Genomic DNA, 25,814 nt, shown 5'->3' on the forward strand with positions numbered 1-25,814 from the left:
CCCGTTCCCATGCCGAACACGGAAGTTAAGCTCTTCAGCGTCAATGGTAATTGGGGGCTTCCCCCTGTGAGAGTAGAACGTCGCCGGGCAAATTCAAAGAAGTAGTCGAGAGACTGCTCTTTTTTGTATGTTTAAAGAAGTCCGCAAGGAGTCGAGTCTACAAAGTAATTGAGGTTTTGAAAGATCCATGTAGTAAGAAGTTACCAAATCCCCCAAGTGGGCGCAAAAGTTTCACAAGCCATCCCGAAAGTTCCACGAGTGAGAGCGCAAGTTCCACAAGTAAGAGCAATAGTTCCACAAGTAAGGGCGAAGTAGAATGAAACGTTCTTATAAAGGTAGATTTTTGTACCAAAAATCATCTATATATGAAATAGGTTGCGTAATGAGTGCTCGGTAGGAGGGAAATCGTTCTACGAAGCACCTAAAGAGGTGGAATGAGTGCTCGGTAGGAGGGAAATCGTTCTACGAAGCACCTAAAGAGGTGGAATGAGTGCTCGGTAGAAGTGAATTCGTTCTACGAAGCACCTAAAGAGGTGGAATGAGTGCTCGGTAGCAAGAAAATCATTCTACGAAGCACCCAAAGAGGTGCAATGAGTGTTCGGTAGCAGGGAAATCGTTCTACGAAGCACTCAAAGAGGGCGTATGAGTGCTTGGTACCAGCACAAACGAAATTCGGAGCACCCAATGAGCTTTAGGTCCAGGAAGGGATTTATAAAATGTCGTGGTTTTCAGTTCATAACTGAGTATTTTCTCAGGTTAGGTCATTCTTCTTCGTTTACTTTTAAGGAGACATACACAATTTCTATTGTTCTATCATACATTTACGTTAGTAGATTATTTTTCGAAATATTTAATGAGTTTGTATATTTATAATTGTTTCTGGGAACAATGGTGATGGAGGTGGGAGAAATGGAAACTACAAAACAATCCATTGACATGTGTATGGTTTGTGAGGAAAAATCCAATAAAGGGATTTATATTTTCCAACACTTTTTATGCACCAAATGTGAACAGAGAATGGTTGTCACGGAAACGGATGACGCTGAATATCAATATTTTATAGAGAAACTAAGGAAAATTAATCGAGTGTCGTGTTAAAGCAGGTGAGCATACACCTGTTTTTTGTTTGTCTAAATTTCGAATCATCAGTGTTTTAATTCTTTCTAAATGATCAAAAATACATCCAATCCCTACATTCTAAGTCAAAAGGGTCAATTTTTGATAAAATGGGGAAAGTACGTAAATAGAAGAATCGGAATGATGGATAATGAAAAGCTTACATACTCCTTTACTAGATCGCCTTAAGGAACACTATGCAAAGCAGGATTATTCTTTCCATGTGCCTGGTCATAAGTATGGTGAGCTATGGAAGGATGATTCTATAAAGCAAAACCTCCTTTCGCTTGACGTAACTGAATTACGAGGATTGGATGATTTACATGATCCTTCTGGCATTATAAAAGAAGCTCAAAGAAAAGCTGCAGAAGTTTACAAGGCGGATTACAGCTATTTTTTGATAAACGGGACAACCGTTGGTAATTTAGCTATGATTTTAGCTACTTGTAAGAAAGGATCCAAGGTACTTGTTCAACGGAATGCTCATAAATCACTAATGAATGGGATTAAGCTTGCACAAGCACATCCTATTTTTTTAACGCCCGAGATCGATGAAGAGACAGGTGTTTCCGTTGGGGTTTCTCTTGAACAAATACAATCTGCTTTTGAAGCTTATGGTCCGTTTGATGCCGTTCTACTAACGAACCCAAATTATTATGGCATGACCCAAGATTTGACCGAAATCATTGATTATATTCATACAAAGAAATGCCCTGTACTCGTAGATGAAGCTCATGGGGCACACTTTGGGATTGGGTCACCCTTTCCGCCTTCCTCTTTATCGATGGGAGCTGATGTTGTTGTCCAATCTGCTCATAAGACGTTACCTGCAATGACGATGGCTTCTTATATGCATATGAAGTCTTCGATGATTAACAGAAGCACGTTAGAAGAGAAACTACAGCTTTTACAATCCAGCAGCCCGTCATATGTTTTGATGGCGTCACTTGATTTCGCACGAGCTTATCTTGAAGCCATAGAGCCTTCTGATATTCCTGAAATTACAAAGAGCATACAAGCGTTCATAGAGCAGTTATCAGCAATACCTCAAATAAAAGTGATCCGCAATCAAGGTCGTTATGAATGGCTTGATCCCTTAAAGCTTACGATTCAATCGAGGACAGACCTATCAGGTTATGCGTTACAAAAGCTGTTTGAAAGTGTCGGGATTTATACCGAACTTGCTGATCCATATAATGTTTTGTTCATACTCCCCTTGAGACCTATGCAGAGTACTGATGAAATCGTAAGTCGAATGAAAAGTTTATTAAAATCATTTAAAGTTAGGGAGAACGATCTGGTTAAACTAAACGGTATGAACTTCCCTAGTGTTACTCAGCTTGAGCTGAATGAAGAAGAAATAAATGAACAAAAAACAGTTAAGATGAAATTATCGGATGCGAAGGATTACATCAGTGCTGAAACGATCATTCCTTATCCTCCAGGGATTCCGGTCATTTTAAAAGGAGAACGTATCACGAAAGAACACATTGACTACTGTCAATTTCTCGTTGAATACGAGGCGAGATTCCAAGGTAACCAACTGAACGAAGGCATTTCAGTAATCATAGAACGTAGAAATTTGGAGGAAATATCTTATGAGTAAACCATTATTTATTACATTTGAAGGCCCTGAGGGTGCGGGGAAAACAACGATTATTAAACGGGTTGAGGAGGAGCTTAATCGACGAGATGTATCCTTTATATGTACCCGTGAACCTGGAGGCATTGATATTGCCGAGCAAATTCGTTCGGTCATCCTTCATCCACAAAACACGAGTATGGACGGACGGACAGAAGCGTTACTATATGCTGCAGCTCGTAGGCAGCACCTTGCTGAAAAAGTCTTTCCTGCCTTACAAAATGGAAAACATGTTTTATGTGACCGGTTCATTGATAGTAGTCTAGCCTATCAAGGCTTTGCAAGAGATCTTGGTATTGATGAAGTATATTCGATCAATCGATTTGCTACAGAAGACCGTATGCCTGATTTAACGATATACTTTGATTTATCACCAGAGGTAGGTCTAAGTCGAATTGACGATAACACGGATCGTGAGAAAAATCGATTGGACCTTGAGAAGCTTGATTTCCATAAGAAAGTACAAGAAGGTTATCGTCGTGTCATTAGCATGTTTCCTGAACGAATTGTAAAGGTTAATGCAGAACAGTCTATTGAAGCCGTTTATCAGGATGTTATTTGTATATTAGAAGAAAACTTCCAAATATAAAATAGATTGAGCTATTTGCACCTGTTATAATAAGAATAGAAGACACCGAACATCATAAAGAGATCACGCATAAATTCTTGAAAGGAGCTCTCGCTTATGAAACTTGTGGTAGCGGTAGTTCAAGATAAAGATAGTAATAGGTTATCCGAGGCCCTCGTGAAAAGTAATTTTCGAGCCACGAAACTTGCAAGTACAGGCGGTTTTCTCAGGTCCGGTAATACAACGTTTATGATTGGAACAGAGGATCAGCATGTCCAACGTGTTCTTGATATTATTAAAGAAAACTGTCAAAGCAGAGATCAACTTGTAGCCCCAGTATCACCAATGGGTGGAAACGCGGATTCTTATGTACCTTATCCGGTAGAAGTTGAGGTTGGTGGCGCTACAGTATTTGTACTGCCAATTGAGCAGTTCATGCAATTTTAGGAGGCAACGAATATGAAGATTGGTCCAGAAGTGAGGACCACTGTTGAACAGCGGCTTCAGGACGGAACGAAAACCCCTCTAAAGTCAGGGAAGTTTGAATCAGTCGTTCAAGCACAACAACAGAAACTACAACGTGAGCATTTATCCACTTTATTAAATAAGATCGATCAACAGGGGAATAGACTTTTGAAATCCCAAACATTAAGCGATCTTAGAGAATATAAACGTCTTGTGAAACGGTTCATGAAGGAAACCGTGGAATTCGGTATGAATTTGAAGAAGTCTAATAACTGGAACGGGAATGGTCAATTTGAGACCATGCATCTCGTTGAACGGGTAGATGACGAATTGATTGCACTGACAGATCAACTTGTTTCCCGTGAAGGAAAGTCTATTGATATATTAGGAAGAATTGGTGAAATTAAAGGATTACTCGTCAATTTGTATACGTAGAAAAGAGTCGATATAAATGAGTTGGAATACGCTATCGGATAAACAACCTTATATTGTGAAGTTGCTGACAAACAGTATAAGAAAAGAACGGTTGGCACATGCTTATTTATTCAAAGGGAATAAGGGAACGGGAAAAAAGCAGGTTGCCATTCAATTGACGAAGGCCTATTTTTGCCGTGCAAGAGAAGCGAGTGAACCATGTGATGATTGTTCTGACTGTAAGCGGATCGATTCAGGCAATCACCCAGATGTCCATGTCGTTGCACCGGATGGGCAGTCGATCAAAATTGAACAAATTCGTAAGCTACAAAAAGAATTTTCCTATTTGGGATTAGAATCTAAATCCAAGGCGTATATCATCGAGCATGCTGATAAGATGACGACTCAAGCTGCAAATAGCTTGTTGAAGTTTTTGGAGGAGCCAGGTCAGAAGACGATTGCTTTTCTTTTAACTGAAAATCCTCATCAAATGCTCGATACGATTCGTTCAAGGTGTCAAATATTAACATTTGCCCCACAGTCTCAAAGTGAACTCTCTTACACACTACAGGAAACCGGCTATTCAAAACAATTAGCACAAACGGCTGTAGCGTTAACAAATGATCAAAAAGAGGCCGAAGAACTTCTAAACGATGAGTGGTTTGTACAAGCTCGAAAGAACGTGTTAAAATTAGGAGAAGAGCTTCATGAGAGACCTCACCGTGTTCTTCTCGCTCTTAATGAATATTGGCATCCACATTTTAAAGAGAAACAACAGGTTGGTATTGGATTAGATTTGTTGTTGCTCTGGTTTAAGGATGTATTTCTCACCCAACTTGAAGAAGAACAATCAATTGTTTTCAACGATTGCCAAAATATATTATCCGTCCAAGCTCTACATAGCTCCCAGAGTCGAGTGCAGCAGCAAATGATGCAGGTTCTTGAGGCAAAGCGACGTTTGAACGCAAATATGAATCTTCAGTTATTAATGGAGCAGTTAGTGCTTAGATTGCAGGAGGGATAACCCTAGTGTATGAAGTAATTGGTGTCCGCTTTAAGAAAGCGGGAAAAATATATTATTTTGATCCTGGAGATCTGGATATAGATATTAATACATTTGTCATTGTCGAAACGGCTAGAGGGATTGAATATGGCAAGACGGTCCTTGCTAATAAACAGGTAGATGAAAACGATGTAGTGCTTCCATTAAAGAAGGTTGTACGAATCGCGAATACGAAGGACCAAATCTCAGTCCAGGAAAATAAAGAAGCAGCCAAGGAAGCATTTGACACATGTGTGAAGAAGATTGATGAACATGATCTCGACATGAAATTGGTTGATGTAGAATATACATTTGATCGCAACAAGGTCATTTTCTATTTCACAGCAGATGGTCGTGTCGATTTCCGAGAGTTAGTTAAAGATTTAGCTTCCATATTCCGTACTCGGATTGAGTTGCGCCAAATCGGTGTGAGAGATGAAGCGAAAATGCTTGGTGGAATTGGACCGTGTGGACGTTTACTATGTTGTTCAACATTCCTTGGAGATTTCGAACCAGTCTCAATCAAAATGGCGAAAGATCAAAACCTTTCATTGAATCCAGCGAAAATTTCTGGGTTATGTGGTCGATTAATGTGTTGTTTGAAATACGAAAATGATGATTACGAAACAGCAAAAAAGGAGCTTCCAGACATAGGAGAAGAAATTCACACCGCACATGGAAACGGGAAAGTCGTTGGTCTAAACATTCTCGAGCGTTTAGTACAAGTAAATTTATACGAACGCGAACGTGTGATTGAATACACCCTTGATGAGCTTATTAAGGAAGGCTCCGTTTCACAAGTGACAGAGTAACGGGGTGAAGCCGTGGAAAAGAAAGAGATCTTCTCAAGAGTTAGTGAAATGGAAGAGCAGATTGGAAGTTTGTATAAGCAATTAGGCGATTTAAAAAGCCAATTGGCTGCTCTTCTAGAAGAGAATCACCATTTAGAGGTGGAGAATCGAAATTTAAGAAGCCGCCTAGAAAGAGAAAAACAGCCTGCCAAGGGTAAGTCTTCATTAAATGAATCGGATGGGAACAAGAATGCACCAGATATTGGTGAAGGATTCGACACTCTCGCCCGGTTGTATCAAGAAGGCTTCCATATTTGCAACCTTCATTATGGGAGCATACGGACAGAAGGCGATTGTTTATTCTGCCTTTCGTTTCTTAACAAAAAGTAAGTGTTCATCACTTTCTAAGGAGATGTTCTCTTATTCCTAGACCTTATCAAATGTACAGTTTGATAAGGTTTTTTTGTAACCATCCGAGGGTTGTGGTAGACGATTAGCCTTCTCATCAGGCTTTCAGTGAATACCACCACGTCTTGTGGTCGAAGTCAGAACATCCTGTACGAGTCAGGGTGCTTAGGCTTTTTGCCAAGCTTACTTTATAGAATTTCATGTGAAAGGGTATAACAACTATGACAGTAGAACTTTTTGAAGGTGAACGGATCGATTATATCATCCAAGGGGAGTTAGAAATCATTCAGAGTCCTTCTGTATTTACATTTTCACTCGATGCCGTCCTACTTGCGAATTTTGTATATGTACCTATTCGAAAAGGTCATTTATTAGATTTATGTACGGGTACAGGAGCTATTCCATTAATCTTATCTAAAAGAACGAATGGATCGATCTCAGGAATTGAAATACAAGAACGACTTTTTAGTATGGCAGAGCGCAGTGTGCGATTAAATAACCTTCAACAACAAATACAGATTGAGCATCAAAACATTTTAGACTTTGAAGAAGAGGCTAAACCAGAATATGATGTTGTCACATGTAATCCGCCTTATTTTGATTCGACAAATCCAAAAGATCATAATAAAAATGAGCATTATGCAATTGCACGCCATGAAATTTATTGCTCATTGGATGATGTTGTGCGGATATCAGCTAAAAGTCTCCGCAATGGGGGAAAAGCAGCGTTTGTTCATAGACCTGAGCGGTTGATGGATCTGCTTTCACTTATGCGAAAATATCAACTAGAACCGAAGCGCCTTCAATTTGTATATCCAAAACAAAACAAAGAGGCAAATATGATCCTCGTTGAAGGGACCAAAAATGGGAAGCCAGACTTAAAACTTCTCCCGCCAATCGTCGTATACAATGAATCGAATACGTATACGGAGGAGGTTTTGCGTGCGTATGGACGATAAAACCCATTGTGTGTATATACTGGAATGTTGTGATGGAAGCCTCTATACAGGGTATACAAATGATATTGAAAAGCGTTTACAGACACATCAACAAGGTAAAGGTGCGAAATATACTCGAGGTAGAACGCCTGTTAGGCTTGTATATATCGAAGAACACATTTCAAAATCGGATGCTTTGAAAGCGGAATACCAAATTAAACAATTGAAAAGAGTAGAAAAGGAACGTCTCATTGATACAAAGGAGTCTATGGACCATGTGGAACCAATCAAGCTATCAAGCTGTCAGTGATGGTAAGTTATACATCATTCCAACCCCTATCGGTAACCTCGAAGATATGACCTTTAGAGCGATTCAATATTTGAAAGAAGCGGACTTGATTGCATGCGAAGATACGAGACAAACGAAGAAATTATGCAATCACTTTGAAATCACAACACATCTTGTGAGCTATCATGAACATAATAAAATGAAAAGCGGAGATAAATTAATCGAAAAACTTAAGAATGGACAAACGATCGCAATCGTGAGTGATGCAGGAATGCCAGGGATTTCTGACCCTGGATATGAGCTTGTTAAACAATGTGTTGAAGAACAAATACCAGTTATTCCGCTTCCTGGAGCGAATGCAGCTCTTCCCGCACTTGTGGCATCAGGATTGTCAACGGACCATTTTTATTTTTATGGATTCCTTCCTAGAGATAAGAAATCGAGAAGGTCAGAAATTGAGTTATTAGCGAAAATTAGAGATACAATCATATTGTATGAATCACCTCACCGATTAAAAGAAACGCTGAAAGATTTGTCTTCTGGACTTGGAAATGAACGGATGGCTTCGTTAAACAGAGAGTTGACGAAGAAATATGAGGAGATTATCCGAGGCAAATTGGAAGATTTGCAGCAATGGAGTGAAGATGAACAAATTAGAGGAGAGTTTTGCTTAATTATTGAAGGCTCTGGTGAAATCGATCAATCTGAAGATTTATGGTGGGCATCACTTTCAGTTGTAGAGCATATCGAGCATTATATAGAGGAAAAAGAGATGTCGAATAAAGCAGCCATTAAGCAAGTTGCTCTCGATCGTAATCTGCCGAAGCGAGAAGTCTATCAAACCTATCATGTGAAATAAATGAAAAGAGATGCTGACAATCGAATGTCAGCATCTCTTTTATCGTTTTATTTACTTTGTCTTAGAAACGTAGTCGTTCAATTCTTTAAGGATTGATTCTGCACCTTCGCGGCTAAGAATGATCTTGCCGTCTCCGATAGAAAGATTGTCATCAGACACCTCTCCTGTTACTTGGCAAGTCATATTAGGCTTGTATTTCTTAAGTACGATGCGATCATCGTCAACATAGATTTCTAGAGCATCTTTTTCTGCAATACCAAGAGTACGGCGGAGCTCAATTGGAATAACTACTCGTCCTAATTCATCAACTTTACGTACAATTCCTGTAGATTTCATACTGTAAAATCTCCTCTCTTTTATCGTATCTTTTTGAATTCATTCTATGTTTATCGCCATTATTCGACAAAAACTATTATGCTCTCATAATACCAGCGATTCCCAAACGCGTCAATCATTTTCTTTTAAGAAAGTATTTGCATTTTTTGTAAACAAGAGCTTTCCCTTGAGTTGACGCAATCCGCAAACATAGAATTGAAAGACATTTCCAAAGTTAGAAATAACAAACAGGAAAAATATACTAAATATACAGCCGGTATTTATAATCTAAAAGTATTAATCAACGACATAGTTTCGACATATTTCGACAAAAGATATGTCGAATGGGTGATTTAGCTATTGAGAGATTTCTCTTAAATCGGGTATATTTTTGTTTAAGTACAGTAATCCTGTAGGTATTTACATATATTGTTTTTCGTAGCGCTGTGTCATTTTATGTCTAGTGAAAGAAAAAGTATTCAATTAATGGTAGAATGAAACGGGAAAAATACTTTCGTTAACTAGATTTTTCATTTAAAATACCCCTAATTAAATGGTGTGAAACAATTTTTGGAAATTCGAGGAGGTAGCAAGATGTCTGGGGAAAATAAAACATTCTATATTTCAACTCCAATCTATTATCCGAGTGGAAAGCTTCATATCGGACATGCATACACGACCGTAGCAGGAGATGCTATGGCAAGGTATAAAAGGCTTCGTGGTTATGATGTTATGTACTTAACTGGTACAGATGAGCATGGTAAGAAGATTCAAGATAAAGCAGAAGAGAATGGCGTCAGCCCGATTAAATACGTAGATGGTATTGTCGAAAGCATACAAGATCTATGGAAGAAGCTTGATATTTCTTATGATGACTTTATTCGAACGACAGAGGATCGACATAAAGATGTTGTCGAAAAGATTTTCCAACGGTTGATGGACCAAGGTGATATTTATTTAGATGAATATGAAGGATGGTACTGTACCCCTTGTGAATCTTTCTTTACTGATTTACAGCTCGAAGATGGGAAGTGTCCTGACTGTGGTCGTCCTGTTCAAAAGGTAAAGGAAGAATCTTATTTCTTTAAGATGAGTAAATACTCAGATCGATTACTACAGTTCTATGAAGAAAACCCACATTTCATCCTACCTGAAATGAGAAAGAATGAAATGGTAAATAATTTTATCAAACCTGGACTAGCAGACTTAGCTGTGTCTAGAACATCCTTTGACTGGGGTGTAAAAGTGCCAGCAAATCCGAAGCATGTTATATATGTGTGGATTGATGCACTTTCAAATTATATTACGGCACTCGGCTATGGATCATCTGATGATCAAAAATACAAAAAGTATTGGCCGGCTGATGTGCATCTTGTTGGAAAAGAGATTACACGTTTCCACACGATTTATTGGCCAATCATACTTATGGCGCTAGATCTGCCTTTACCAAAGCAAGTCTTTGCGCATGGTTGGTTGCTAATGAAGGATGGAAAAATGTCCAAATCAAAGGGGAATGTTGTCGATCCCGTCACTCTAATTGATCGTTATGGACTTGATGCACTTCGTTACTACCTACTGCGTGAAGTTCCGTTTGGTTCTGACGGTGTATTTACCCCTGAAAGCTTTGTAGATCGTGTCAATCATGATCTTGCTAATGATTTAGGTAATTTACTGAATCGAACAGTAGCCATGATTAACAAATACTTCGATGGTGAAATACCTGCTCATCAAGGGATGATTACATCATATGATGATTCACTTGAGGATCTAGTGAGCGCTACATTAACTAAAGTAGAAAATGCAATGGATCATATGGAATTCTCAGTAGCATTATCATCTATTTGGCAACTTGTCAGTAGAACAAATAAGTATATTGACGAAACGCAGCCATGGATCCTTGCTAAGAACGATGATCAACGAGAGCAGTTAGCATCTGTAATGTCTCACTTAGCGGAATCATTAAGGTATATTTCAGTAATGGTTCAGCCATTTATGACCAAAGCTCCGACGAAAATATGGGAGCAACTAGGAATAGAGAAGAATGAGGAACTGACAAGCTGGTCAAGTCTGAAAGTATTCGGACAAATTCCGGGTGGAACAAGAGTGAAAAAAGGACAACCGATATTCCCAAGATTAGAAAATGAAGATGAAATTACGTATATTAAATCTTCTATGAGAGGTTCAGCACCGACTGAAGAGGAAACGTCCTCTGAAACGACAAAAGATCAAGCAGAAGAGACAACAAACGAAATTACATTTGATGATTTTTCTAAAGTAGAATTGAAGGTAGCAGAAATTATTGAAGCAGATAAAGTGAAAAAGGCTGATAAGCTCTTAAAGCTTCAATTAGATCTTGGCGATGAGAAAAGACAGGTTGTTTCTGGAATTGCGCAGCATTACCAACCGGATGACTTAGTCGGATTAAAGGTGATCTGTGTTACAAACTTGAAACCAGTCAAACTTCGAGGTGAGCGTTCAGAAGGCATGATCCTTGCTGGAAGCAAAGACGGTGAGCTTAAATTAGCTACAATCGATCAAACATTACCTAACGGATCTATCGTAAAATAAACATTTACATCACAAAGGTCGATACCACGTAAGTGGGTCGACCTTTTTTTATGGATAATAAATAAAGTTTATATCCGAAAATGAGATGGGTTATTCTGTCTTGTTAAATATATAATACCGGGCGCTTAAAGAGTAAAAAAACTATAAAAATGTAAAAATACACCTTTTTCTCGTTGTCTTACCCTCCTGTGATAATGTCTTCAGACCAGTCATACCAACGGTTTTCTCGTCTGTAATCAATTTGTAACCTGATTGACAAGGTACTGACTTAGCAATTCCTTTAATAAATGTGATAAACTAGGAAAGTGCTTCAGAGAGTAGGAAATCTGAATCAGAAAACAAAAGTTTTAGTAGGTGTTTGTAACTATGTTATTTGATACACACGCGCATTTGAATGCGGATCAGTTTGATGAGGATCGAGAAATTGTCATTCAACGAGCGCTAGATGAAGGCGTTTCACACATTGTTGTTGTAGGTTTCGACCGTAAAACAATCAAAGGTGCGCTAGAGTTAGCTGAAACATATGAATTTATATATGCAGCTGTAGGGTGGCATCCAGTAGATGCAATTGACATGACTGAAGAAGATTTAGGTTGGCTTGAGGAGCTTTCATCTCATCCAAAAGTCGTTGCACTTGGTGAAATGGGACTAGATTATCATTGGGACAAATCCCCACATGATGTTCAAAAGGAAGTATTCAGAAAGCAAATTCGTCTTGCTAAGAAAGTTAAACTTCCTATCGTTATTCACAATCGTGATGCAACGGAAGATGTCGTTACCATTTTGGAAGAAGAAGATGCAAGTGAAGTTGGCGGGATTATGCATTGCTACAGCGGTAGCTTAGAAATTGCAAAGAGATGTATGGACATGAATTTCTACATATCCTTTGGGGGACCCGTTACATTTAAGAATGCGAAACGTCCAAAAGAGGTTGCGACTGAAATTCCAATGGATCGACTATTAATAGAAACTGATTGTCCGTTTTTGAGCCCTCATCCGCTTAGAGGGAAACGGAATGAATCATCTTATGTAAAATATATTGCTGAACAAATAGCAGACCTAAAAGGTATTTCAATAGAAGAACTCGCACAAAAAACTTCCGACAACGCATTTCGGTTATTCGGCATCAATCGCTGAAGACTACTGTCGAAGAAAGAAGATAGAAACAAAACAAAGCGAGATTCTACAAATTTCGAATAAAAAGTACAGAGAAAATGTCGAGCGAATTTCCTTTCTTTTTGGAAAATCTCCTTGCATAATGGGGACCAAATGTGAAAGGAGACCTTGCTCGATTCGGGCAACAGGTGTTAAGAAACTGAAAAAAGCAAAAGGAGGGGTCGGAACATGACTCACCTAAAAACTGTCATGACCAGAATGTTCTCAGGAAAGTGGCTTCTGGTATCCATTGCAGGCCTTATCGTATTTGGAGCAGCTGTAAGTGTTGGGGCATATGAAATGACCAAGAATTCGGTGACGCTTTCGATTAATGGTAAGGAGAAGCAGGTGGAAACTCATGCCGAAACCGTTAAGGGGATCTTTAAAGAAAATGGCATTGATATAGGGTCGCATGACAAAGTGGATCCTGGCTTAGATACAAAAGTGAAGAATCAAATGAAGGTCACTTGGACGCAAGCGCATCAAGTAACTGTTAAAATTGGAAAAGAAGAAAAGAAAGTATGGACTACAGCTAGTACGGTTAACGAGTTATTGGACCAAGAGCAAATTGAAGTCGGTAAACATGATCAAGTAACACCTAAGCTTGAAACAGATATTAGTGATGGATTAGAGGTTAAGCTTGATAAAGCCTTCCAAGTTCAATTGAACGATGGAGGGAAGGAAAAGAAAGTTTGGGCTACTTCGATTACGGTCGCTGACCTTTTAAAACAAAATAAGATCCAGTTGTCTGAAATGGATCGCGTAGAACCTGGTAAAGACGCTCTTGTTAAGAAGGGCTCACAGGTCAAAGTCATTCGCGTAGAAAAGGTCACCGATGTAGTGGAAGAGAAAGTCGACTATGCTGTCGTTAAACGAAAAGACAGCAGCCTCGATAAAGGCAAAGAAAAAGTCGTTTCTAATGGCCAAGAAGGTAAAGTGAAAAAGCATTATGAAGTTGTGATGGAGAACGGTAAGGAAGTCTCTAGAGAACTTGTTAAGACTGAAAAAGTTTCAGATAGTAAGGATAAGATTGTAGCTGTCGGAACAAGAGTAAATACAAAAACTGTATCACGTAAGAAATCATCTGAGCCTGCAGGAAGAGAATTTTATGTATCAAGTACCGCTTATACTGCATTTTGCACTGGATGTTCAGGCGTTACGACTACAGGATATAACTTAAAGGCAAACCCTAACGCAAAAGTCATTGCGGTCGATCCAAGTGTCATCCCATTAGGAAGTAAGGTTTGGGTTGAAGGTTACGGTTATGCGACAGCCTTAGATACAGGTGGCGCTATTAACGGTAATAAGATTGATGTATTTTTCAGCAGTAAATCAGCTGCTAGGAGTTGGGGTAGAAAGACTGTTCGAATTAAGATTATTAATTGATTTCCATTAGATGTTATCTGATATTTTTATACTAAATGTGAGTGCAGGGGTAAAACCCTGTACTTTTATTTTTGTAAGAAGCAACAATAAAATTTAATAAACCCTATTAAAACAACGCTTTATCTTAAAGAATAGGATAGGGTATACTGTTTTAATGGTGGTACTACTAATTTAGACGGTTTTTTTACAAAAAGGTTTCAAAATTTCCGGAGGTTTTTCATGAAAATAAAAGAAATAATCGTTGTTGAAGGTAAAAGCGATACAATTGCTGTAAAAAGAGCGTTGGATGCAGACACAATTGAAACAAACGGATCTGAGATTAGCGCTTCAACAATTGAACGTATTCGACTTGCTCAAGAACGACGAGGGGTAATTGTCTTTACAGATCCAGATTATCCTGGTGAGCGGATCCGTCGGATTATTCGGGAAAGTGTCCCTGGTTGTAAGCATGCATTCCTTCCAAAGTTAGAAGCGATTGCTTTGAACAACAAAGGGCTAGGTATTGAACACGCATCCGATGAGTCTATTCAGAATGCCCTCCAAAGTGCACGGAAAGACGCAACCGACGAAGAAACTGAACTAATCAGCTGGCAAGATCTTGTCAATGCAGGTTTAGTCGGTGGAAGTGATGCTAAAGCACGTCGTGAAAAACTCGGATTATATTTGAAATTAGGTTATAGTAATGGGAAACAGCTACATAAAAGGTTGAAGATGTTTCGAATTAGTCGAGATGAATTTCGAAGTGCGCTTCAACGAGTATTAAAGGAGGAGGAGTCATGAGAAAAGATATCTCAACCCCTCAATATACAAGGTCAATTATCGATAAACATAAATTCACTTTCAAGAAGAGTTTGGGTCAAAACTTCTTAATTGATCGTAATATATTAGATAAAATCGTCAGCACGGCAGGTGTCACATCTGAAACAGGTGTCATAGAGATTGGCCCTGGCATAGGTTCGTTAACAGAGCAGCTTGCCAAAAGTGCAAAGAAGGTCACTGCATTTGAAATAGATCAAAGGTTAATACCCATTTTAAAAGATACGTTGTTAGACTATCCTCACGTAAAGGTTATCCATCAAGATGTGCTTGAAGCGAACCTACATGAAGTCATTGAACATGAATTTAAAGATGTAGAGGATTTAATGGTAGTCGCGAACTTACCCTATTATGTAACGACACCCATTATTTTAAAATTGTTAACCGAACGATTGCCAATACGTGGTATTGTTGTCATGATTCAAAAAGAGGTTGCCGACCGTTTAGCTGCAGAGCCAGGTACGAAAAGCTACGGATCCTTATCGATTGCTGTTCAATATTATGCAGTAACGAAATCGGAAGTAAAAGTCCCGAAAACCGTATTTGTACCTCAACCTAACGTTGACTCTTCAGTAATTTCATTAACTTTAAGAGAAAAGCCACCAGTGGATGTAGACGATGAAGCATTTTTCTTTGAACTTGTTAGGGCTAGCTTTGGACAAAGGCGAAAGACATTATTGAATAATCTACAAAACAATTTGTTCACTAAAGAACAGAAGCCAGAAATAGAAGAGGCATTACAAAGTGTTGGTATAGATGGAAAGCGTCGTGGAGAAGCACTCTCTATTGAAGAATTTGCACATCTGTCAAATGCTTTACTTGCTTTGAAACGAAAGTAATATGTTTAACGAAACAAACCCTTATCACTTGAGAAGTTAACCTCTCACGTAGATAAGGGTTTTTGTATTCTTATCATTATTTTCAATGTTGGTACATAGGTATAAAGAGTAGAGAATGAATTGGGTGGTTGTGTATTAGGCTAAGAATGAATAGAAGAAAAGAATTATACGGATCACTCTCGTCGAGGGGGAAATGAGGATATGTCTATCCAAGTCGGAGATATCGTTGGAAGAAGCTCATACCAATGCGATTTATTATTTCGCATCACGAATATATCGGAAGATCAAATAGCAGAGCTTGCTGGAGAAGATATGAGACTTATTGCTGATGCCCCTATAGATGATCTAGTTGTCATGAGTGGAGATGAGCAACAGGAGAGAAGAAAGAAGATTAAAGAGAAAGAGAAGTCTTCCTATCGTTTATTTCGTCAGGATTATCAATTGCTTAGGCATAAGATGGAGTACTCCGCAACTGGAGGTTATGACAAGGATCAATCTTACTTCAGATTGCCTGGAAAGGTATTACATGTTGATGGGGATCCGTATTATTTGAACAAGTGCTTGGAATTATATAAGAAATTAAATGTACCCGTATTCGGAATCCATATGAAAGAGACTGAAATGCCTGAGAAGGTTCCGGCGTTACTTGAAGAGGTAGCTCCTGATATATTGGTCATAACTGGTCATGATGCGTATATTCGCTCCAAAGGAGAGAAAACGGACCTTCAAGCCTATCGGCACTCTAAATACTTTGTTCGGACTGTAAAAGATGCAAGAAAGAAGAATCCAAACCTTGATCAATTGATGATTTTTGCTGGAGCATGTCAATCTCATTTTGAATCATTAATTAGAGCAGGTGCGAACTTTGCGAGTTCCCCCTCGAGAGTCAATATTCATGCGCTCGACCCAGTCTATATCGTATCTAAAGTAAGTTTCTCCTCTTTTTATGACCGGATCAATGTATGGGAGGTTCTAAGAAATACGATTACGGGTGATGACGGATTAGGTGGGGTTGAAACAACAGGTTTTCTACGAACGGGAATGCCGCTTAAAGATTCTGAAAACAATAGCACGAATCAATCCACTAACGCAAATACGAACGTATAATAGACCGGGCTGTCTCGCGTGAACTTTGCTTTGAGCCAGCCTGATTCGAATTTTGTCGATTCCTGTTTAATCTTTTTTGTACAAGTCTACATAATCCCCCAATTTTTAGGCAAAATAATTTTATATTAAAAAAAAGAGTCAACACCGTTGACAAGTGCAGAGGAGCATTGCTATAATTTTAGATTTATTTTGACAAAATGCATCAAATGATGTTATAATTTGTCTAAGTGAGGTGTAGTAGAATGGGTAAAACAATTCCTGATATAAAGCGTGTGTTAGAAGGGCAAGTTGGTAAGCGGCTTACTTTGAAAGCTAACGGAGGACGACGTAAAACCATTGAAAGAAGCGGCACCTTAGAAGAAACGTATCCAGCAGTCTTTATTGTAAAGCTGGATCAAGATACAAATGCATTTGAGCGTGTATCATATAGCTATGCGGATGTGTTGACTGAAACGGTTGAAATTACATTTGCTGAAGATACTACGAGCGGAATGATGGTAAGTGGGCAGTAGGGCATAAGTGTCTAACTGCTTTTTTACTTTTTTAAAGGCGAAAATTGCGCATATGATCTTGATGTTTAGCTCCATCGCCTACGTGCTCGAGGTCACTTCGATTCCACCAAAAACACAAAATGCGTATATTGTTGGCTTGTCGCACCTGAACAAGGCGATTGCACTTTTCGAAATCGCGGAAAGTGAGTGGATTTCGAAAGAGTTTAATGCATCAATTTTTTGTTATATAGGATACATAAGGAAATCATAATTCCCTTTCAACAACCCATACTAAAGATAAGTAGTAGTCATTAAGTATTTGAAAGGGGCTTTTGCAATTATGGCTAAACGTAAAGGCATCATGTCCGACCGTTTTAAAGAAGAAATTGCTAAGGAATTAGGCTTCTATGATACCGTTCAGAAAGAAGGCTGGGGAGGAATACGCTCTCGGGATGCCGGTAACATGGTTAAACGTGCGATTGAAAAAGCACAACAACAAATGTCTGAATAGCTACTGCGATATATAAGGATCGACCCAACTGGCTTACAATCCTCCAGCTGCCAAACAGCCCCCTCAACACAGTGTTGCAGGAAATGTTAGGCCCGTGTTGATTAAACCGAGTTTGGTCATCCTTTTTTGATTTCATGAAAGTTTTAACATATATATTGAACCGTGACCGCAAATATGAAAAAATTTATGGTAAACTTATCTGCGGTAAATGGACGAAATAAGTAGGTGGAAAAATTGAAACTATCTGTTAAAGCACCAGCGAAGATTAACTTGTCGTTGGATGTATTACATAAGCGGGATGATGGGTATCACGAAGTCAAAATGGTGATGACGACAATTGATCTTGCTGATCGAGTTGAATTGACGGAGTTAGAAGAGGATAAAATTAGTCTTGAATCATCAGGAGGTTATGTCCCTTCTGACAACAGAAATCTTGCATTTCAAGCGGCGGAATTGTTGAAAAAAGAATTTAACCTGACAAATGGGGTTCATATTGTTATTGATAAACAAATACCCGTATCTGCTGGTCTTGCAGGGGGAAGCAGTGATGCAGCTGCGACATTAAAAGGATTAAATCAATTATGGGACCTAGGCCTTTCTCTTGATGAGCTAGCCGACTTAGGCGCTAAAATTGGCTCAGATGTATCCTTTTGTGTTTATGGAGGTACTGCGTTAGCTACAGGTAGGGGAGAAAGGATCGAATCGATTCAAGCTCCGCCTCCTTGCTGGGTGATTCTTGCTAAACCTTCCATCGGTGTTTCGACAGCAGATGTATACCGGAAATTGAAAATAAAAGAGGTAGAGCATCCAGATACCCATTCTATGCTAGAAGCTATTGAGGACAAAGACTATGACCGTATATGTTCTACTTTAGGTAATGTTTTAGAATCGGTGACACTTAAAGATCACCCTGAAGTTCTTCATATTAAAAAGCAGATGACGAGGTTAGGTGCTGAGGGTGTTCTAATGAGTGGAAGCGGGCCAACTGTTTTCGGATTGACGGTTCACGATACACGTGCGCAAAGAATTTATAATGGCTTGCGAGGGTTTTGTAATGAAGTTTATATGGTCCGGATGTTAGGAGAATCGGAATAGAAGGTTGAATAAACCCGTACAAAAGTGATATATTAACCTTAAAATATTCGGTTCTGGAGGAAAAACTCATGAAATTAAAGCGAAGCAGTAGGCTCGTGGATTTAACTAGATATCTCCTCCAACATCCACATGAACTCATTTCTCTTTCATTTTTCAGTGAACGGTATGGTTCTGCAAAGTCTTCAATCAGTGAAGACTTGTTAATCATAAAGGAAAATTTCGAGGGACAAGGTGTCGGTTGGCTTGTGACGGTTCCTGGTGCCGCTGGGGGCGTACGTTACATCCCACGCGTATCCGAACAAGAAGCAAGTGAGGTCATCGAGGAGTTAAAGCATTTATTAAGCTCTTCTGAACGGGTGTTGCCAGGCGGTTATCTTTATATGACAGATATCATTGGGAATCCTAAAGTCATCAACAAGGTTGGTCGTATGTTTGCCTCTATGTTCGCGGATCGAACGATAGACGTTGTCATGACGGTAGCGACGAAAGGAATTCCATTAGCATATGCAGTTGCTTCATATTTAAATGTGCCAGTTGTCATTGTTCGTAGTAATAGTCGTGTGACGGAAGGGTCTACAATGAGTATTAATTACGTGTCTGGGTCCACCAAAAGGATTCAAACGATGGCCCTAGCAAAAAGGAGTCTTGCATCTGGCTCTAATGTTCTCATTCTAGATGATTTCATGAAGGCTGGTGGAACGATTAAAGGAATGACGGATTTGTTACAAGAGTTTGAAGCGAATTTAGCCGGTATCGGAGTTCTTGTAGAGTCTGAGGATGTCCAAGAAAGACTTGTTGATGATTATATTTCAGTGACTCGATTGACAGCTGTAGATACGAAAGATAAGAAAATTCAAGTAGAAGCTGGAAATTATTTAGATCGAATATCGAATGGGGAGTGAACAGATATGAAGAAAATTCATACAACTAACGCACCTGAAGCGATAGGTCCTTATTCTCAAGGTGTTGTTGTAAACAACATGTTTTATAGTAGCGGACAAATTGCCCTTACACCAGAAGGTACACTTGCCGGTGAAGACATTGAAACGCAGACGAACCAAGTCTTTGCCAATCTTAAGGCTGTATTGGCTGAGGCGAATGCTTCATTGAATTCAGTTGTTAAGACAACGGTTTTCTTAAAAGATATGGACGACTTTCCTGCTGTTAATGAAATATACAGTAACCAGTTTGAGAGCCATAAACCTGCACGATCTTGTGTAGAAGTATCAAAATTACCTAAAGATGTGCGGATTGAAATTGAAGTGATTGCACTCGTACAACCATAAATGTTAAAGACGCCAAAAGCCAACCACAGAAGATACTCTGTGGTTGGCTTTTTTAAGGATCTAATATAGAGCAAATAGCCCCCTTTTTTGTAGCCCTTTTTATAGAATTGTTAAAATGATTAAATTTTTAAATAATTTTTTATTTTCCGAGCAGGAAAAAGTTACTAGTATGTAGAAACTACGTAGTACGCTGGTATTTATAAAAAAGGTGGTGTGTTTTACAAGATGGAAGTAACTGACGTAAGACTTCGAAGAGTGAACACAGATGGACGTATGAAGGCAATCGCTTCAATCACCATCGATCATGAATTCGTCGTTCATGACATTCGTGTGATTGACGGTAACAATGGTATGTTTGTAGCGATGCCAAGCAAACGGACGCCAGATGGTGAATTCCGCGACATCGCACATCCAATAACTTCAAACACTCGTGAGAAGATTCAGACAGCTGTATTGACCGAATACCATCGTGTAGGGGAATTGGAGACAGCCCTAGAAGAAGCGGGTGCATCCTAATAATCTACGCAACTAAGAACCTGATCAAATGATTAGGTTCTTTTTATTGTGTTTTAAAATTATAGATTAATTTTAAAAGATTGTTGCTCTTGAGGATAAGTTCACAAAACGAGTTGTTGAAATACACGAGACTCCTACGGGAACAGCGGCCAAATCGAGACCCCGCAGAGCGAAATTATGATCTTCGCCAGTACATCCTGTACCAGTGTGCTCGAGGAGGCTTGATGGTCGCCCGTGGAAAGCGAAGAGTATTTCAACAATCTATAACAACAATGTTTAGGAAAACAGCCCAAATTTATAACTCCCCTGAAGACATTAAGGAAAATGTAACGAAAATAAGCGGGTCAATTGTCACATCTTGCATAGAATGTTTCAATCTAGCGACAAAATAGCTATATATGGCGCCTTTCCTTGAATCATACGGGATTATAAGATATATTCATATTGGATAAAGGTCAACGAGTATTGGAGGATATATATGTCGAAACGTTATGCAGTTGTCTTAGCAGCTGGAAAAGGTACCCGAATGAAATCTCGTTTATATAAAGTGTTGCATCCTGTAGGCGGGAAGCCAATGGTTCAACATGTCGTCGATCAAATCAACAAAGTAGAAGTCGATCAAATTGTAACTGTCATTGGTCATGGAGCAGAAAAGGTTAAGGACCAACTTGGTGAAGAAGTTGATTACGTCTTACAGGAAGAGCAGCTTGGAACCGGACACGCAGTTATGCAAACAGAAGGGCTTTTAGGAGATCTTGATGGTACGACACTAGTCGTTTGTGGAGACACCCCGCTCATTTCTTCAGAGACGATGGATGCTTTATTGAGACACCACGAGAAGGAAAACGCTAAAGTAACTCTTTTGACAGCTCATGCTGAAGATCCTTTCGGTTACGGAAGAGTCATTCGAAATGAAGATGGCACTGTATCTAAAATTGTTGAGCATAAAGATGCATCCATTCACGAGCAAGCTGTCCAAGAAATCAACACTGGTACGTATTGTTTTGACAATAGAACGTTATTCGAAGCTTTGAAACAAGTGACAAATGATAATGTTCAAGGTGAGTATTATCTACCTGATGTTATTGAAATCGTGAAAGATCAACAGGAGACGGTTGCAGCTTATCAAACCCCTGCATTTGAAGAAACGATAGGCGTTAATGACCGAGTTGCTCTATCTCAAGCTGAGCAATACATGAAGCAACGAATCCTTACACATCACATGAAAAATGGTGTAACGATCATTGATCCACAACAGACCTATATCACATCAGATGTGAAAATTGGCTCGGACACGGTTGTTTACCCAGGAACATTTATTCATGGGAATACAACAATCGGAGAAGAGGCGGTCATTGGACCGAATACAGAAATTAAAGACAGTCAGATTGGGAACGAAACGGTTGTTAAACAATCTGTTGTTCATGATAGCGAGGTAGGGCACAATGTATCTATCGGCCCATTCGCACATATTCGACCTCAGTCCGAATTGGGAAATGATACAAAGATTGGAAATTTTGTAGAGATTAAGAAATCTAAATTGGATGATGGTAGTAAGGCATCTCATCTAAGTTACATTGGAGATGCTGAGATTGGAAAAGACGTCAATCTTGGTTGCGGTTCAATTACGGTTAATTATGACGGTAAGAACAAACATCTGACAAAAGTAGGCGACGGTGCATTTATCGGTTGTAATTCTAACTTGATAGCACCTGTTAACGTTGGAGAAAATGCATACGTAGCAGCAGGATCTACGATAACTGACGATGTTCCAGGGAATTCGCTTTCAATTGCAAGAGCGAGACAGACGAATAAAGAAGGTTATGTTTCTAAAATACAAGAAAAGCAAAACAACCACAGGGGGTAATAAGCGTGTCCAAGTATGAGAATTCCAAACTTAAAGTCTTTTCGCTAAATTCTAATGAGGGATTGGCAGAAGAAATAACGGAACATATCGGTGTTCATATGGGTAAATGTTCAGTACAAAGATTTAGCGATGGTGAAATCCAAATCAATATTGAGGAGAGCATCCGTGGAGGAGAGGTTTATGTTATTCAATCCACTTCATCCCCAGTTAACGAAAACTTGATGGAGCTCCTAATCATGATTGACGCGCTTAAACGAGCGTCCGCAAAAACCATCAATGTTGTCATTCCGTATTATGGATACGCTAGACAAGACCGAAAAGCACGATCAAGAGAGCCAATTACGGCAAAGCTTGTTGCAAACTTACTAGAAACAGCAGGTGCTACACGTGTGATTTCAATGGATTTACATGCCCCGCAAATCCAAGGATTCTTCGATATTCCAGTTGACCAACTATTGGCTGTACCGACATTAGCCAATTATTTCGAAAGTAAGAATTTAGACGACATCGTCGTTGTATCTCCAGATCACGGAGGCGTGACGCGTGCAAGAAAAATGGCAGATCGACTAAAAGCGCCAATTGCAATTATTGATAAGCGACGTCCACGTCCTAACGTATCGGAAGTGATGAACATTGTAGGTAACATCGAAGGAAAGACAGCGATTTTGATTGATGATATCATTGATACTGCTGGTACGATTACGCTTGCGGCTAATGCATTGATTGAAAATGGTGCAACAGAAGTATATGCATGTTGTTCTCATCCTGTCCTTTCAGGACCTGCAATAGAACGGATTCAAAATTCTAAGATTAAAGAGCTTGTCGTAACAAACACGATTGAATTACCAGAAGAAAAATTCATTGATAAGCTGACACAATTATCGGTTGCTCCGCTACTAGGTGAGGCGATCATCCGAGTTCACGAACAACAATCTGTAAGTAAACTTTTCGACTAAGTTTTTGATGTAATGTTTGAACCTATCTGATTTCGGGTATATTTCTAAAATAGTAACTGACAGGAAGGTGATTTCGTTATGGCTATCGATTTAGATGTAAAAGTAAGAGATGATTTTAGTCGTTCTACTACAAGGAAGTTACGTGAGGAAGGCAATGTTCCAGCAGTCTTCTACGGGAATGGTGACAGTAAGCCAATTTATTTAGACAGAATTAATTTCATTAAATCCATTCGTGATAATGGTATTAATTCAGTAATCAATCTTTCAATTGATAATAAGAAACATTCTGCAATGGTTCAAGATCTTCAAATCGACCATTTGAAAGATTTACTTATTCACGTTGATTTTAGAGAAATTAATCTTAATGAAGAAACAGACGCAGAAGTTCCAGTACACTTAGTTGGTGAACCTGCTGGTGCTAAGGAAGGTGGCGTATTACAGCACTTCCTTCATACCATTACGGTTCGAGCGTTACCTGCTGAAATTCCAAGTGAATTTGAAGTGAACGTTGAAGAATTGAATATTAGTGACGCATTTACTGTAGCTGATCTTATCGAAAATTCTTCTTACAACATTCTTTCCGATCCGGAAGAGGTTGTCGTATCAGTTGCACCTCCTACGGAAGAGCCTGAAGAAGAAGTGGCAGATGATGAAGAGCAAGAACCTGAGGTGCTCAGTGACAAGGAATCAGATGATTCCGATGACAACAATGAAGAAGACAACAAAGAATAATAAGAGCTATTATAGTCTTATACAGAGGCGTAGCCATTTAGGTTACGCCTCTTTAATACGTTAAGAAATTTCAGAAATAAGTATAAGTGCAACTAAAGCTCACCCTGCGCTATGGCTTGGATTCGCTAAGTTTTCTTTATACGTTAATCTATAAATTTTCAGGTTCCAGTTAGCTCGACGTAGTGGAAAATTTCAGAAATAAGTATAAGTGCAACTAAAGCTCATCCTGCGCTATGGCTTGGGTTCGCTAAGTTTTCTTTATACGTTAAACTTATAAATTTTCAGATTCCAGTTAGCTCGACGTAGTGGAAAATTTCAGAAATAAGTATAAGTGCAACTAAAGCTCACCCTGCGCTATGGCTTGGGTTCGCTAAGTTTTCTTTATGTTATAATGGGACGGTCAATCATTGGATCACTTCAATCCTCCTGCGGCGGCGACAGCCTCCTCGTCGGATTTCCAGTGACCATCGGAGCTAACAAGGCGATTCCGCTTTTCTATTGTCTAGCTTCAGCACCCAGACACTTGGATCACTTCAGACCTCCTGCGGCGGCGACAGCCTCCTCGTCGGTCTTCCAGTGACCTTCGTGTCTAATCGGGGTGCTTAAGCTTTTCTAATTTCTTGGGAGGATGGAGCGGTTTCATCTGGAATAGAATAAGAAAGTTGATATGAGGAGTTATTTGTATATGCTGAATAGAATTAAGCAGCTGTTTGAAAAGGAAGGTTATGAGGAAATGAAAGTCATTGCAGGTCTAGGAAATCCAGGTAGCAAATATGAAGAAACACGACATAATGTAGGGTTCAAGGTCATTGATCAACTTTCAGAATCCCTCTCCATCCCACTGAACAAACAGAAGTTCAATGGATTGTATGGCATAGGTGAAGTGAATGGACATAAACTATGTTTATTAAAGCCTTTGACCTACATGAACCGTTCAGGAGATTCTGTCGTACCTCTTATGAAGTATTATAAGGTTGAACGGGAAGATTTACTTGTCATTTATGATGATCTCGACTTAGTCCCGGGTAAGCTAAGATTACGTGAAAAGGGAAGTGCTGGTGGACATAATGGAATGAAATCCATCATACAGCATTTAGGTAGTCAAGACTTTAAACGAATTCGTATTGGCATTGGTCGGCCAGAACCAGGAGAAGCTGTTCCTGACTATGTGTTGAAAACATTTAAACCAGACCAACAAGCAAACATTAATGAAGCACTAAAACGCTCAGCAGATGCTTGTGAAAACTGGGCAGATACACCATTTTCGCAAGTTATGAACCGTTTTAATGGATGAATAGAAAAGCCCTTTAGGGACCATAATGGTAGTATGTTATGTCACTAAGGAGGCGTAAGATGTCAGTCTATTATGCATGCAAGCATTGTAATGTCCACATCGGAAAGCTAGATGTATCTTCCGTTGCGACGACAAACTTAGGTTTAGATCAACTAACAGACCAAGAAAGAGAAGAATACGTATCTTATGATGACGATGGACATGTTTATGTGAAATCTATATGTGAGGACTGTTATGAGATGCTAAATAAAAACCCAGATTACCACGCACTGGATACATTCATACAGTAACAGCTTTGGTTTTGTAACCAAGGCATTTTTTGCTGTCTGAATGAGTAGCAGTTTAATG

Annotated in this window: 29 protein-coding genes and 1 rRNA gene; 29 read left to right on the forward strand and 1 reads right to left on the reverse strand. The window is 39.2% G+C overall.

Annotated elements, in window-relative coordinates; all coding sequences use genetic code 11:
* The 12 genes from rrf to rsmI all read left to right on the forward strand — a co-directional run.
* Positions 1-89, forward strand: a 5S ribosomal RNA gene (gene rrf, locus L2716_RS17760); the annotation flags it as partial.
* Between the two features lie 853 nt (positions 90-942).
* The gene (locus L2716_RS18465; RefSeq protein ID WP_408005356.1) at positions 943-1,098 is read left to right on the forward strand and encodes a sigma factor G inhibitor Gin; all 156 of its coding nucleotides are present in this window, start codon (positions 943-945) and stop codon (positions 1,096-1,098) included.
* 169 nt (positions 1,099-1,267) lie between these two features.
* On the forward strand, positions 1,268-2,722 hold the full coding sequence (locus L2716_RS17765) for an aminotransferase class I/II-fold pyridoxal phosphate-dependent enzyme (RefSeq protein WP_236338975.1): 1,455 nt from the start codon (positions 1,268-1,270) through the stop codon (positions 2,720-2,722).
* Entirely contained in the window at positions 2,715-3,347 is a 633-nt protein-coding gene (gene tmk, locus L2716_RS17770; protein ID WP_236338985.1) for a dTMP kinase, read from the forward strand. The genes L2716_RS17765 and tmk overlap by 8 nt, the downstream gene beginning before the upstream one ends.
* Before the next feature lie 96 nt (positions 3,348-3,443).
* Positions 3,444-3,773 (forward strand): cyclic-di-AMP receptor, encoded by a 330-nt coding sequence (locus tag L2716_RS17775; protein ID WP_236338987.1) that lies wholly within the window; start codon positions 3,444-3,446, stop codon positions 3,771-3,773.
* A gap of 12 nt (positions 3,774-3,785) precedes the next feature.
* Positions 3,786-4,226, forward strand: coding sequence for a YaaR family protein (locus tag L2716_RS17780; RefSeq protein ID WP_236338989.1), 441 nt, complete (start codon positions 3,786-3,788; stop codon positions 4,224-4,226).
* A 16-nt stretch (positions 4,227-4,242) separates the two neighbouring features.
* Positions 4,243-5,229 carry a DNA polymerase III subunit delta' gene (holB, locus tag L2716_RS17785; protein WP_236338997.1) on the forward strand — a complete coding sequence of 329 codons (987 nt, stop codon included), beginning with the start codon at positions 4,243-4,245 and terminating at the stop codon, positions 5,227-5,229.
* A gap of 5 nt (positions 5,230-5,234) precedes the next feature.
* The gene (locus L2716_RS17790; protein ID WP_236338999.1) at positions 5,235-6,059 is read left to right on the forward strand and encodes a PSP1 domain-containing protein; all 825 of its coding nucleotides are present in this window, start codon (positions 5,235-5,237) and stop codon (positions 6,057-6,059) included.
* A gap of 12 nt (positions 6,060-6,071) precedes the next feature.
* Complete coding sequence (gene yabA, locus L2716_RS17795) at positions 6,072-6,428, forward strand: DNA replication initiation control protein YabA (protein ID WP_236339001.1); 357 nt, start codon at positions 6,072-6,074, stop codon at positions 6,426-6,428.
* 239 nt (positions 6,429-6,667) lie between these two features.
* Entirely contained in the window at positions 6,668-7,405 is a 738-nt protein-coding gene (locus L2716_RS17800; protein WP_236339003.1) for a tRNA1(Val) (adenine(37)-N6)-methyltransferase, read from the forward strand.
* Entirely contained in the window at positions 7,395-7,694 is a 300-nt protein-coding gene (locus L2716_RS17805) for a GIY-YIG nuclease family protein (RefSeq protein ID WP_236339005.1), read from the forward strand. The genes L2716_RS17800 and L2716_RS17805 overlap by 11 nt, the downstream gene beginning before the upstream one ends.
* Positions 7,660-8,532, forward strand: coding sequence for a 16S rRNA (cytidine(1402)-2'-O)-methyltransferase (gene rsmI / locus L2716_RS17810; RefSeq protein WP_236339015.1), 873 nt, complete (start codon positions 7,660-7,662; stop codon positions 8,530-8,532). The genes L2716_RS17805 and rsmI overlap by 35 nt, the downstream gene beginning before the upstream one ends.
* A gap of 51 nt (positions 8,533-8,583) precedes the next feature.
* Here the strand turns inward: rsmI and abrB are convergent, their stop codons facing one another.
* Complete coding sequence (abrB, locus tag L2716_RS17815) at positions 8,584-8,868, reverse strand: transition state genes transcriptional regulator AbrB (RefSeq protein ID WP_236339017.1); 285 nt, start codon at positions 8,866-8,868, stop codon at positions 8,584-8,586.
* Between the two features lie 573 nt (positions 8,869-9,441).
* On the opposite strand from abrB, the gene metG reads away from it, so the two are divergent.
* From metG to fin, 17 genes are all read left to right on the forward strand, one after another.
* Complete coding sequence (gene metG / locus L2716_RS17820; RefSeq protein ID WP_236339019.1) at positions 9,442-11,415, forward strand: methionine--tRNA ligase; 1,974 nt, start codon at positions 9,442-9,444, stop codon at positions 11,413-11,415.
* Between the two features lie 366 nt (positions 11,416-11,781).
* Positions 11,782-12,552, forward strand: coding sequence for a TatD family hydrolase (locus tag L2716_RS17825; protein ID WP_236339021.1), 771 nt, complete (start codon positions 11,782-11,784; stop codon positions 12,550-12,552).
* A gap of 207 nt (positions 12,553-12,759) precedes the next feature.
* Complete coding sequence (locus L2716_RS17830; protein ID WP_236339041.1) at positions 12,760-13,956, forward strand: resuscitation-promoting factor; 1,197 nt, start codon at positions 12,760-12,762, stop codon at positions 13,954-13,956.
* 219 nt (positions 13,957-14,175) lie between these two features.
* On the forward strand, positions 14,176-14,736 hold the full coding sequence (gene rnmV, locus L2716_RS17835; RefSeq protein ID WP_236339043.1) for a ribonuclease M5: 561 nt from the start codon (positions 14,176-14,178) through the stop codon (positions 14,734-14,736).
* The gene (gene rsmA, locus L2716_RS17840) at positions 14,733-15,611 is read left to right on the forward strand and encodes a 16S rRNA (adenine(1518)-N(6)/adenine(1519)-N(6))-dimethyltransferase RsmA (RefSeq protein ID WP_236339045.1); all 879 of its coding nucleotides are present in this window, start codon (positions 14,733-14,735) and stop codon (positions 15,609-15,611) included. The genes rnmV and rsmA overlap by 4 nt, the downstream gene beginning before the upstream one ends.
* Before the next feature lie 201 nt (positions 15,612-15,812).
* The gene (gene yabG, locus L2716_RS17845; RefSeq protein ID WP_236339047.1) at positions 15,813-16,718 is read left to right on the forward strand and encodes a sporulation peptidase YabG; all 906 of its coding nucleotides are present in this window, start codon (positions 15,813-15,815) and stop codon (positions 16,716-16,718) included.
* A 242-nt stretch (positions 16,719-16,960) separates the two neighbouring features.
* Positions 16,961-17,230, forward strand: a complete 270-nt coding sequence (veg, locus tag L2716_RS17850) for a biofilm formation stimulator Veg (protein WP_236339056.1) — start codon at positions 16,961-16,963, stop codon at positions 17,228-17,230.
* A gap of 319 nt (positions 17,231-17,549) precedes the next feature.
* Positions 17,550-17,720, forward strand: coding sequence for a small, acid-soluble spore protein, alpha/beta type (locus L2716_RS17855; RefSeq protein WP_236339066.1), 171 nt, complete (start codon positions 17,550-17,552; stop codon positions 17,718-17,720).
* A gap of 234 nt (positions 17,721-17,954) precedes the next feature.
* The gene (gene ispE / locus L2716_RS17860; protein WP_236339075.1) at positions 17,955-18,815 is read left to right on the forward strand and encodes a 4-(cytidine 5'-diphospho)-2-C-methyl-D-erythritol kinase; all 861 of its coding nucleotides are present in this window, start codon (positions 17,955-17,957) and stop codon (positions 18,813-18,815) included.
* A 68-nt stretch (positions 18,816-18,883) separates the two neighbouring features.
* Positions 18,884-19,717, forward strand: coding sequence for a pur operon repressor (gene purR / locus L2716_RS17865; protein ID WP_236339077.1), 834 nt, complete (start codon positions 18,884-18,886; stop codon positions 19,715-19,717).
* Between the two features lie 6 nt (positions 19,718-19,723).
* On the forward strand, positions 19,724-20,101 hold the full coding sequence (locus L2716_RS17870; RefSeq protein WP_236339087.1) for a RidA family protein: 378 nt from the start codon (positions 19,724-19,726) through the stop codon (positions 20,099-20,101).
* A gap of 225 nt (positions 20,102-20,326) precedes the next feature.
* The gene (gene spoVG, locus L2716_RS17875; protein WP_236339119.1) at positions 20,327-20,617 is read left to right on the forward strand and encodes a septation regulator SpoVG; all 291 of its coding nucleotides are present in this window, start codon (positions 20,327-20,329) and stop codon (positions 20,615-20,617) included.
* A 478-nt stretch (positions 20,618-21,095) separates the two neighbouring features.
* The gene (glmU, locus tag L2716_RS17880) at positions 21,096-22,484 is read left to right on the forward strand and encodes a bifunctional UDP-N-acetylglucosamine diphosphorylase/glucosamine-1-phosphate N-acetyltransferase GlmU (protein ID WP_236339126.1); all 1,389 of its coding nucleotides are present in this window, start codon (positions 21,096-21,098) and stop codon (positions 22,482-22,484) included.
* 5 nt (positions 22,485-22,489) lie between these two features.
* Positions 22,490-23,440, forward strand: coding sequence for a ribose-phosphate diphosphokinase (locus L2716_RS17885; RefSeq protein ID WP_236339128.1), 951 nt, complete (start codon positions 22,490-22,492; stop codon positions 23,438-23,440).
* 78 nt (positions 23,441-23,518) lie between these two features.
* Positions 23,519-24,172, forward strand: coding sequence for a 50S ribosomal protein L25/general stress protein Ctc (locus L2716_RS17890; protein ID WP_236339131.1), 654 nt, complete (start codon positions 23,519-23,521; stop codon positions 24,170-24,172).
* A gap of 733 nt (positions 24,173-24,905) precedes the next feature.
* Entirely contained in the window at positions 24,906-25,466 is a 561-nt protein-coding gene (gene pth, locus L2716_RS17895) for an aminoacyl-tRNA hydrolase (protein WP_236339230.1), read from the forward strand.
* A gap of 59 nt (positions 25,467-25,525) precedes the next feature.
* Positions 25,526-25,756: an anti-sigma-F factor Fin gene (gene fin, locus L2716_RS17900; RefSeq protein WP_236339132.1), complete on the forward strand. Its 231-nt coding sequence runs from the start codon at positions 25,526-25,528 to the stop codon at positions 25,754-25,756.
* Positions 25,757-25,814 lie beyond the last annotated feature (58 nt).

This window comes from Pseudalkalibacillus berkeleyi (assembly GCF_021608225.1).
Classification (GTDB): domain Bacteria; phylum Bacillota; class Bacilli; order Bacillales; family Fictibacillaceae; genus Pseudalkalibacillus; species Pseudalkalibacillus berkeleyi.

What these genes read in the sequence shown, in the direction of transcription:
- veg (WP_236339056.1), top strand. Translation starts at nt 16,961, where the DNA reads ATGGGTAAAACAATTCCTGATATAAAGCGTGTGTTAGAAGGGCAAGTT.
- rsmI (WP_236339015.1), top strand. Translation starts at nt 7,660, where the DNA reads ATGTGGAACCAATCAAGCTATCAAGCTGTCAGTGATGGTAAGTTATAC.
- L2716_RS17830 (WP_236339041.1), top strand. Translation starts at nt 12,760, where the DNA reads ATGACTCACCTAAAAACTGTCATGACCAGAATGTTCTCAGGAAAGTGG.
- L2716_RS17890 (WP_236339131.1), top strand. Translation starts at nt 23,519, where the DNA reads ATGGCTATCGATTTAGATGTAAAAGTAAGAGATGATTTTAGTCGTTCT.
- holB (WP_236338997.1), top strand. Translation starts at nt 4,243, where the DNA reads ATGAGTTGGAATACGCTATCGGATAAACAACCTTATATTGTGAAGTTG.
- metG (WP_236339019.1), top strand. Translation starts at nt 9,442, where the DNA reads ATGTCTGGGGAAAATAAAACATTCTATATTTCAACTCCAATCTATTAT.
- pth (WP_236339230.1), top strand. Translation starts at nt 24,906, where the DNA reads ATGAAAGTCATTGCAGGTCTAGGAAATCCAGGTAGCAAATATGAAGAA.
- rnmV (WP_236339043.1), top strand. Translation starts at nt 14,176, where the DNA reads ATGAAAATAAAAGAAATAATCGTTGTTGAAGGTAAAAGCGATACAATT.
- L2716_RS17870 (WP_236339087.1), top strand. Translation starts at nt 19,724, where the DNA reads ATGAAGAAAATTCATACAACTAACGCACCTGAAGCGATAGGTCCTTAT.
- glmU (WP_236339126.1), top strand. Translation starts at nt 21,096, where the DNA reads ATGTCGAAACGTTATGCAGTTGTCTTAGCAGCTGGAAAAGGTACCCGA.
- rsmA (WP_236339045.1), top strand. Translation starts at nt 14,733, where the DNA reads ATGAGAAAAGATATCTCAACCCCTCAATATACAAGGTCAATTATCGAT.
- L2716_RS17825 (WP_236339021.1), top strand. Translation starts at nt 11,782, where the DNA reads ATGTTATTTGATACACACGCGCATTTGAATGCGGATCAGTTTGATGAG.
- purR (WP_236339077.1), top strand. Translation starts at nt 18,884, where the DNA reads ATGAAATTAAAGCGAAGCAGTAGGCTCGTGGATTTAACTAGATATCTC.
- L2716_RS18465 (WP_408005356.1), top strand. Translation starts at nt 943, where the DNA reads ATGGTTTGTGAGGAAAAATCCAATAAAGGGATTTATATTTTCCAACAC.
- L2716_RS17775 (WP_236338987.1), top strand. Translation starts at nt 3,444, where the DNA reads ATGAAACTTGTGGTAGCGGTAGTTCAAGATAAAGATAGTAATAGGTTA.
- fin (WP_236339132.1), top strand. Translation starts at nt 25,526, where the DNA reads ATGTCAGTCTATTATGCATGCAAGCATTGTAATGTCCACATCGGAAAG.
- spoVG (WP_236339119.1), top strand. Translation starts at nt 20,327, where the DNA reads ATGGAAGTAACTGACGTAAGACTTCGAAGAGTGAACACAGATGGACGT.
- tmk (WP_236338985.1), top strand. Translation starts at nt 2,715, where the DNA reads ATGAGTAAACCATTATTTATTACATTTGAAGGCCCTGAGGGTGCGGGG.
- abrB (WP_236339017.1), bottom strand. Translation starts at nt 8,868, where the DNA reads ATGAAATCTACAGGAATTGTACGTAAAGTTGATGAATTAGGACGAGTA.
- L2716_RS17780 (WP_236338989.1), top strand. Translation starts at nt 3,786, where the DNA reads ATGAAGATTGGTCCAGAAGTGAGGACCACTGTTGAACAGCGGCTTCAG.
- L2716_RS17765 (WP_236338975.1), top strand. Translation starts at nt 1,268, where the DNA reads ATGAAAAGCTTACATACTCCTTTACTAGATCGCCTTAAGGAACACTAT.
- yabG (WP_236339047.1), top strand. Translation starts at nt 15,813, where the DNA reads ATGTCTATCCAAGTCGGAGATATCGTTGGAAGAAGCTCATACCAATGC.
- L2716_RS17805 (WP_236339005.1), top strand. Translation starts at nt 7,395, where the DNA reads ATGGACGATAAAACCCATTGTGTGTATATACTGGAATGTTGTGATGGA.
- L2716_RS17800 (WP_236339003.1), top strand. Translation starts at nt 6,668, where the DNA reads ATGACAGTAGAACTTTTTGAAGGTGAACGGATCGATTATATCATCCAA.
- L2716_RS17855 (WP_236339066.1), top strand. Translation starts at nt 17,550, where the DNA reads ATGGCTAAACGTAAAGGCATCATGTCCGACCGTTTTAAAGAAGAAATT.